The organism is Streptomyces sp. NPDC047014, from assembly GCF_040644195.1.
In the GTDB taxonomy this organism is placed as follows: Bacteria; Actinomycetota; Actinomycetes; order Streptomycetales; family Streptomycetaceae; genus Streptomyces.
The window spans coordinates 1-7360 of record NZ_JBEYVX010000156.1 but is presented as its reverse complement, the minus strand read 5'-3'; the positions used below and the strand labels follow the sequence as shown (position 1 = coordinate 7360).

Genomic DNA, 7360 nt, shown 5'->3' with positions numbered 1-7360 from the left:
GGCGCCCCAGGATCCCGGCTCCGCCGGGCACCGGGCTCCGCCCGGACCCGCGCCTCAAACGCCGGCGAGGCTGGAGGTGCCGGGCACCGGGCTCTGCCCGGACCCGCGCCTCAAACGCCGGCGAGGCTGGATTGGCCGGGCGACGCTGGGTTCGTGCCACAGGCTGGATGTGTCGGCGGATCCGGACCCCGCAGGGATGGGGCGACGGCGAGGCTGGAGGTGCGCAGCCGGAGGCGGTTGGTTACCAGCCTTGCAAGGGTGGGGAGATGCCCGTTGGGGGGCCCGTCCAGGGGTGGGTCAGGGTGGCCCAGATGGTGAAAGCCGTGGCCGCCGCGGCCAAAAGGGTCCAGCCCAGGCGGCGCCAGGCGCGGCGGCGCCGCAGCAGGCGGGCGCCCCGTTCCGCGGCCCCCGCGGCCAGCCCCGCCGGAACCACCGGGTACGGCCCCTCCATCAGCTGCCTGACCTGCGCCTCCTTCCGGTCAGGAACCCCGCTCACGCCCCCGCCCCCACGGCCCGCAGCACCGACACGGCCCGGTTGCACAGCACCCGCACCCGCTCCACCGGCATCCCGAGCTGCGCCGCCGCGACCTCCTCCGCCACGCCCTCGTACAGCCTCAGCACCAGCACGAGCCGTTCCGCCGGATTCAGCCGCGCCAGCACCCCCGTACCGCCGTGGTGGCGCCACCCCGTGCGGGCGAAGGCCGCGCACAGCTCCCGGCGGGTGTAGTCGTACGGGTCGTCGCGGCGCAGGCGCCGCCAGTGCGCGTACGTGCGGGCCAGCGCGCCCGCGAGCAGCCGCCGGGCCGCCTCCGGCTCACCGGTCAGCAGGACCGCGACGTGCAGCAGCCGCCCCGCCGCTCCGGCGACGAAGGACTCGAACTCCGCGTAGGCTCCCGCCTGTTGATCAGCCACCCGCATAGTCCACATAGTGCGGGCAGCCCGGCCGCCCAGGTCAATAGGACGGACGGACTCCGCTCAGGAGGCCGGACCGGCTTCGGCCACCGACGCCATCAGCTCCGACAGCGAGAGGTTGAAGCGGGTCAGCAGCCCGGTGAAGGACTCCCGCTCGTCCTCGCTCCAGCCGTCCGTCACCCGGGCCATCAGCTCGCGCCGCGACGACCGCACCTCCTCCAGCCGTGCCAGCCCCCGCGGCGAGAGCGCGAGGACCACGGCCCGCCCGTCCTCCGGGTGCGAGGTCCGCTTCACCAGACCGCTGTCGACCAGGGGCGCGACCTGCCGGGTCACGGTCGAGGAGTCGATCCCCATGCCGCCCGCCAGCGCCTTGACCCCCATCGGTCCTTCCAGGTCCAGCCGGTTCAGCAGCAGGTAGGCGGCGCGGTCCATCGAGTTGCGGGCCTGGCCCACACCGCCCAGGCGGGTCTGCTCGGCGCGGCGGGCGAACACCGCCACCTGGTGCTGGAGCGCGTCGAGGAGGCCGGCTCCGGCGGGCGCTTCGGCCGCCGTGGGCAGGTCGGAACTGGCCGGGGAGGAAGGCATGGCCATGGGCTCTCTTCGCGTGGGTCCGACAGGGATTGGGGGACAGCGTACGCGGCCCCGCCTCGGCTCGTACGCCGCGTACGAGAACTCGTACGGCCCATCCGCGGGCCCGTGCCGCGGCCCCGGCACAGGGATCCCGGATGGCGGGATCCCGCCCCTGGGCCGGGCTGCGAGACTGGCCGCATGAACTACCGCGTGCCCGTGCCCGTCCCGCCCGTCATCCTCGACGACGTCCGGGGGGCCCAGAAGATGCTGGCGGGCGTCGCCCGGGTCACGCCCATGGAAGGCAGCCGGCACCTGTCCGCCCTCACCGGCGCCCCGGTCCACTTCAAGTGCGAGAACCTCCAGCGGACCGGCTCCTTCAAACTGCGCGGCGCGTACGTGCGCATCGCGGGCCTGCGCCCCGAGCAGCGCGCCGCCGGTGTGGTGGCGGCCAGCGCCGGCAACCACGCGCAGGGCGTGGCCCTCGCCTCCTCCCTGCTGGGTGTGCGCTCCACCGTCTTCATGCCGGTGGGCGCCCCGCTGCCGAAGGTCGCCGCCACCCAGGAGTACGGCGCCGAGGTGCGGCTGCACGGCCAGGTCGTGGACGAGACCCTGGCCGCGGCCGAGGAGTACGCGGACCGCACCGGCGCGGTGTTCATCCACCCCTTCGACCACCACGACATCGTCGCGGGCCAGGGCACGGTGGGCCTGGAGATCCTGGAGCAGTGCCCGGAGGTCCGTACGATCCTCGTCGGCATGGGCGGCGGCGGACTGGCCGCCGGGATCGCCGTGGCCGTGAAGGCGCTCCGCCCCGATGTGCGGATCGTCGGCGTCCAGGCGGCGGGCGCCGCCGCGTACCCGCCCTCGCTGCTGGCCGGGCATCCGGTGTCGGTCGACGAGCCCGCCACCATGGCCGACGGCATCAAGGTGGGCCGCCCCGGCGATGTCCCCTTCAAGATCATCGCTGATCTTGTCGACGATGTCCGCACCGTGTCCGAGGACGCCCTCTCCAGCGCGCTGCTGCTCTGCCTGGAGCGGGCCAAGCTGGTCGTCGAACCGGCGGGGTGCAGTACGGTCGCGGCGCTGCTGAGCGAGCCCGAGCGGTACGGGGCCGGCCCGGTGGTGGCCGTGCTGTCCGGCGGCAATGTCGACCCGCTGCTGCTCCAGCGGATCCTGCGCCACGGCATGGCGGCCGCCGGGCGCTACCTGTCGCTGCGGCTGCGCGTGGCCGACCGGCCGGGCGCCCTGGCCGGGCTGCTGGGGGTGTTGTCAGTGGTGGATGCGAACGTGTTGGACGTGAGCCATGTCCGCACCGATCCGCGTCTGGGGCTCACGGAGGTGGAGGTGGAGCTGCAACTGGAGACGAAGGGCCCGGAGCACTGCGCGGAAGTCGCGCGATCGCTGCACGGCGCGGGATACAAGGTGATGAGCTAGGCGGTGTCCCCGTCCGGCCGGGCGGAGCCTGCCCGGCGCCCCTAGGATTTGCGTAGAAATGCCCTGAACAGCTTGATTCACCGGCTCTCTTCACCCTGGGAGAATCCACATGCCAGGCGCTATCTATGCCGAAGGTCTGGTGAAGACCTTCGGCGACGTACGGGCACTGGACGGCGTGGACCTCGATGTCCCCGAAGGCACCGTCCTCGGTCTGCTCGGCCCCAACGGAGCGGGCAAGACCACGGCCGTGCGCGTCCTGACCACCCTCCTGAGACCCGACAGCGGCAAGGCGGTCGTCGCCGGGATCGACGTCCTCAAGCACCCCAACGAAGTCCGCCGCGCGATAGGTCTGTCGGGCCAGTTCGCCGCCGTGGACGAGTATCTGACCGGCCGTGAGAACCTCCAGATGGTCGGCCGCCTCTACCAGATGAGGGCCAGGGCGGCGAAGGCCCGCGCCGCCGAGCTGCTGGAGCGCTTCAACCTCTCCGACGCCGCCGACCGCACGGCCAAGACGTACTCGGGCGGGATGCGCAGGCGGCTCGACCTCGCGGCCGCCCTCGTCGTCAGCCCGCCCGTGATGTTCATGGACGAGCCGACCACGGGCCTCGACCCCCGCAACCGCCAGCAGCTGTGGGGGATCATCCAGGAACTCGTCGCGGGCGGCACCACCCTGCTGCTGACCACCCAGTACCTGGAGGAGGCCGACCACCTCGCGCACGACATCTGCGTGGTCGACCAGGGGAAGGTCATCGCCCGGGGCACCTCCGACGAGCTCAAGGCCCGGACGGGCGGGGAGCGCGTGGAGGTCGTCGTGCACGAGCGCGAGCACATCGCCTCCGCCCGCGCGGTGCTGGCGGGCTTCGGCAAGGGCGAGACCACCGTCGAGGAGCACACCCGCAAGCTGACCGTGCCGGTGGCGGGCGGGGCCAAGCTGCTCGCCGAGGTCATCCGCGAACTGGACGGCCGGGGCATCGAGATCGACGACATCGGGCTGCGCCGCCCGACCCTGGACGACGTGTTCATCTCCCTGACCGGGCACGCGGCGGACCTGGCGGCCGAGGAGAACGGCGAGGCCGGTGCGGCGGGCGGCGCGGCAGGCGGGTCCAAAGGCCGAGGCCCGGCCCGGAAGGAGGCGGCGAAGTGACCCTCACGACCCCCACCCAGGACCTGGCGGCGCCGAGACCGCGCGGCGGCGTGGTCCAGAGCGTCACCGACTCCCTCGTGATCGCCAAGCGCAATCTGATCCGTATGTCCCGGATTCCCGAAGTGATCATCTTCGGGGTCATCCAGCCGGTGATGTTCGTCGTCCTGTTCAGCTATGTCTTCGGCGGCTCCATCAGCGTCGGCGGCAGCACCTCGCCCGCCGCCTACCGCGAGTTCCTGATGGCCGGCATCTTCGCCCAGACCGTCACCTTCGCCACGGCGGGCTCCGGCGCGGGCATCGCGGACGACATGCACAAGGGTCTGATCGACCGCTTCCGCTCGCTGCCCATGGCCCGCGGCGCGGTACTGACCGGGCGCACCCTCGCCGACCTCGTCCAGACCACGCTCACCGTCATCGTGCTCGCGATCGTGGCCCTGCTCGTCGGCTGGCGCACCCACACGAGCCTCGGTGAGGTCCTGGCCGGCTTCGGGCTGCTGCTCCTCCTCGGCTACGCCTTCTCCTGGATCGGCGCCCTCATCGGCCTGTCGGTACGCACCCCGGAGGCGGCCACCTCGGGCGGGCTGATCTGGCTCTTCCCGCTGACGTTCATCTCGAACGCCTTCGTCCCCTCCGAGAACATGCCGACGTTCCTGCGGACCATCGCCGAGTGGAACCCGTTCAGCGCCACCGTCCAGGCATGCCGCGAACTCTTCGGCAACCTCCCCCCGGGCTACCCGGTCCCGGACGCCTGGCCGATGCAACACCCGATCTGGGCATCCCTGATCTGGTCGGTCCTGATCATCTTCGTCTTCCGGACCCTGTCGGTGCGCAAGTACCGCTCGGCGACGGCGTAGCCCACGCCCCGTACGCGGCGATGCCCGGCCGGAGGGATCCGGCCGGGCATTGGGGGCGTGGTGGGGGAGGGTCAGCCGGTGAAGGGCTTGACGTCCAGGATCTTCACCGAGGCGGTCTTGCCGTTCGGCAGCTCGTACTCGGCGTTCTCGCCGATCGCCTTGCCGAGCACACCGGCGCCCAGCGGGGACTGCGGGGAGTACGTCTCGAAGTCCGACGAGGCGTACTCGCGGGACGCCAGCAGGAACTCCATCGTGTCGTCCTCGTCGCCGTCGAAGGCGATGGTGATCAGGGTGCCGGGGGCCACCACGCCGTCGGACGCGGGCGCGGTGCCGACCTTGGCGTTCTCCAGGAGCTGCGTGAGCTGGCGCACCCGGAGCTCCTGCTTGCCCTGCTCCTCCTTGGCCGCGTGGTAGCCACCGTTCTCGCGCAGGTCGCCCTCTTCGCGGGCGGCGGCGATCTTCGTGGCGATCTCCGTGCGGGCGGGACCAGAGAGGTAGTCCAGCTCCGCCTTCAGCTGGTCGTACGCCGCCTGGGTCAGCCAGGTGACGCTTTCGCTCGTCTGGGTCACGGGTGCTCCTCGTCGGTACATGGGACTACATGCCTGCCTGCGGCGGGCGAAACCACGAGCCTAACAATTCGGGAAGAAAAGGGGGAGGACCCCACGGGCTCAATGCCCCGTCGGGCGCGGTTCCACTCCTCGGCGGGGCCTCACCCGGAGACGGCGTGACGCGGCCGGATTCAGCGGGACGAGGCCGCCGGCTGGCATCCCACCAGCTCGATCATGGTGGCACGGCCGGTCGTCCGCAGGGACACCACCTCGTCCACCCGCGACTCCGACTGCGCGAAGGTGAAGTCCGCGCGGCCCACCTCGGCGTGTTCCTCGTTCTGCGAGCTCATCGTGCACACACCGGTGGCGGAGGCGTCCTTGCGGACCTCCAGATGCACCTTGACCTCGGTGTCCGAGACCACCTGGTACTTGATCACTTCGGCGCTCACGCTCTGGCCCGCGACATAGTCCCAGCCGATCCAGCCGATGAGCCCCAGCAGGCCCGCACCCAGCACGGATCCGATGATCTTGAGCTTCCGGTCCGTACGCTCGTCCGCCGACCGGCCGTACCGGCCCTCGGGCAGTCCTTCGCGTACCGCGCTCATGATCTTTTCCTCTCGCTGGGGAGGGCGGGCGACCCGTGGAATTTTCCGTCCCCCAGTTCGGTCACTATAGAAGCCGAGTGTCGCGCCGATTCGCAGAGGATCCTGTTTTGACCGAGCAGCTTCGACTGATGGCCGTCCACGCCCACCCCGACGACGAGTCGAGCAAGGGCGCGGCCACGATGGCCAAGTACGTGTCCGAGGGGATCCCGGTGCTGGTGGTCACCTGCACCGGCGGTGAGCGGGGCTCGGTGCTGAACCCCAAGCTCCAGGGCGACAAGTACATCGAGGAGAACATCCACGAGGTCCGCGCCAGGGAGATGGACGAGGCGCGCGAGATCCTCGGCGTCGAGCAGGAGTGGCTGGGCTACGTCGACTCCGGGCTCCCGGAGGGCGACCCGCTGCCGCCGCTGCCCGAGGGGTGCTTCGCCCTCGTGGACGTGGAGGAGGCGGCCGGCGAGCTGGTGAAGAAGATCCGCGCCTTCAAGCCGCAGGTGATCACCACCTACGACGAGAACGGCGGCTACCCGCACCCCGACCACATCATGACCCACAAGATCACGATGGTGGCCTTCGACGGCGCGGCCGACACGGAGAAGTACCCCGAGGCGGAGTTCGGCCCCGCCTACCAGCCGCGCAAGCTGTACTACAACCAGGGCTTCAACAAGCCGCGCACCATCGCCCTGCACGAGGCGATGCTCGCGCGCGGGCTGGAGTCCCCGTACGGCGAGTGGCTGGAGCGGTGGAAGGAGTTCGAGCGCAAGGAGCGGACGCTGACCACGCACATCCCGTGCGCGGACTTCTTCGAGATCCGTGACAAGGCCCTCATCGCGCACGCCACGCAGATCGACCCGGACGGCGGCTGGTTCCGCGTCCCGATGGACCTCCAGAGGGAGGTCTGGCCGACGGAGGAGTACGAGCTCGCCAAGTCGCTCGTCGACACCTCCCTCCCCGAGTCCGACCTCTTCGCGGGCATCCGGGAGAATGCGTAGCTATGAGCGCTACGCAGGCAGCACTGACCCAGCTCCTCCCGCTGGCGGGTGACACCTTCGACAAGAACAAGGTGACGCCCGGCGTCCTGGGCTTCATCGTGTTCGCGGCCCTGGCCATCGGCGTGTGGGCCCTGATGAAGTCGATGAACCGCCACATGGGCCGGGTGAACTTCCAGGAGTCCCCGGAGCCGGCGGCTCCGGCCCCGTCCCCGTCGCCGCAGGCGGACCGGGCGCCGTAGTCCCGCCTCGCGCGGAACCCCGCCCCGCCGGCTGGCGGAGCGGGGTCCCGGCACGCCCGCGGGGGCCC

The 7360-nt window shown here is 71.3% G+C and carries 9 protein-coding genes; 5 read left to right on the top strand and 4 right to left on the bottom strand.

What is annotated here, in order from left to right; translation table 11 throughout:
- Window positions 1-492: 492 nt before the first annotated feature.
- Window positions 493-918, bottom strand: a complete 426-nt coding sequence (locus ABZ873_RS33550; RefSeq protein WP_360880445.1) for a sigma factor-like helix-turn-helix DNA-binding protein — start codon at window positions 916-918, stop codon at window positions 493-495.
- Window positions 919-975: 57 nt separating this feature from the next.
- Entirely contained in the window at window positions 976-1497 is a 522-nt protein-coding gene (locus tag ABZ873_RS33545) for a MarR family transcriptional regulator (RefSeq protein ID WP_360880448.1), read from the bottom strand.
- 183 nt (window positions 1498-1680) lie between these two features.
- Between ABZ873_RS33545 and ilvA the strand changes: the two genes are divergently transcribed.
- The 3 genes from ilvA to ABZ873_RS33530 all read left to right on the top strand — a co-directional run bounded on the left by ilvA (window position 1681) and on the right by ABZ873_RS33530 (window position 4911).
- Entirely contained in the window at window positions 1681-2913 is a 1233-nt protein-coding gene (gene ilvA / locus ABZ873_RS33540) for a threonine ammonia-lyase (RefSeq protein ID WP_360880442.1), read from the top strand.
- Between the two features lie 109 nt (window positions 2914-3022).
- On the top strand, window positions 3023-4057 hold the full coding sequence (locus tag ABZ873_RS33535; protein WP_360880439.1) for an ATP-binding cassette domain-containing protein: 1035 nt from the start codon (window positions 3023-3025) through the stop codon (window positions 4055-4057).
- Window positions 4054-4911: an ABC transporter permease gene (locus tag ABZ873_RS33530; RefSeq protein ID WP_360880436.1), complete on the top strand. Its 858-nt coding sequence runs from the start codon at window positions 4054-4056 to the stop codon at window positions 4909-4911. Before ABZ873_RS33535 ends, ABZ873_RS33530 begins: the two co-directional genes overlap by 4 nt.
- 71 nt (window positions 4912-4982) lie before the next feature.
- Here the strand turns inward: ABZ873_RS33530 and greA are convergent, their stop codons facing one another.
- Together greA and ABZ873_RS33520 are read right to left on the bottom strand one after the other, a co-directional pair.
- Window positions 4983-5480: a transcription elongation factor GreA gene (gene greA, locus ABZ873_RS33525; RefSeq protein ID WP_360880433.1), complete on the bottom strand. Its 498-nt coding sequence runs from the start codon at window positions 5478-5480 to the stop codon at window positions 4983-4985.
- 170 nt (window positions 5481-5650) lie between these two features.
- Window positions 5651-6064: a DUF4307 domain-containing protein gene (locus tag ABZ873_RS33520; RefSeq protein ID WP_360880430.1), complete on the bottom strand. Its 414-nt coding sequence runs from the start codon at window positions 6062-6064 to the stop codon at window positions 5651-5653.
- 107 nt (window positions 6065-6171) lie between these two features.
- On the opposite strand from ABZ873_RS33520, the gene mca reads away from it, so the two are divergent.
- Together mca and ABZ873_RS33510 are read left to right on the top strand one after the other, a co-directional pair.
- On the top strand, window positions 6172-7053 hold the full coding sequence (mca, locus tag ABZ873_RS33515) for a mycothiol conjugate amidase Mca (RefSeq protein ID WP_360880428.1): 882 nt from the start codon (window positions 6172-6174) through the stop codon (window positions 7051-7053).
- Between the two features lie 2 nt (window positions 7054-7055).
- Complete coding sequence (locus tag ABZ873_RS33510; protein ID WP_360880425.1) at window positions 7056-7292, top strand: hypothetical protein; 237 nt, start codon at window positions 7056-7058, stop codon at window positions 7290-7292.
- Window positions 7293-7360: the final 68 nt, after the last annotated feature.